The 561-nt window shown below is 45.6% G+C and carries 1 protein-coding gene; it reads left to right on the forward strand.

What is annotated here, in order from left to right:
• Positions 1–561 (forward strand): mucin-binding protein (locus tag D8792_RS11550; protein WP_446677402.1); only part of this gene is annotated, 561 nt, incomplete at both ends.

The following is a 561-nucleotide window of genomic DNA, read 5'->3' on the forward strand; positions in this document are numbered from 1 at the left end:
GATTCGTGGCAGATAAGGCCAATGTAGCAGCGAAGACAGTAACTCCTGATGATAAGGATAGCGAAGAAACAGTTAAGTACAGCAAACTTGGTTCATACGTACCAAATGTACCAGACGGACTTCCAAAAGTACCAAACCTTCCATATCCAAACGATCCAACAGATCCAAGCAAACCAGGTACTGATCTTCCAGTGATTCCACATGTACCAGGCACTACACCAGTCGGCCCAGATGGCACAACACCATTGACACCGAAAGATCCGAGCGATCCAAGCAAGGGTTACAACCCACCACCAATTCCAAGTGATCCAACGAAGGATACACCAATCAACTTCGTGAAGGATGGTCAAAAAGCGATTATCAGCTTCGTAGACCAAACTGACGGTAATAAGGAATTGACTAAGGTAGTTGAAAGCGGTAAGTCAGGTGAGCCAATCGGTACAACTAACTACGCAGCTCGTCTGAAAGAATTGACAGACAAGGGCTATGAAGTGGTGAACGATGAGTTCAAGGGACCTAAGACCTTCGATAATGACGATAAGAAGGATCAAACCTTCACCG

Origin of the sequence: Streptococcus cristatus (genome assembly GCF_003943505.1) — a bacterium.
In the GTDB taxonomy this organism is placed as follows: domain Bacteria; phylum Bacillota; class Bacilli; order Lactobacillales; family Streptococcaceae; genus Streptococcus; species Streptococcus cristatus_E.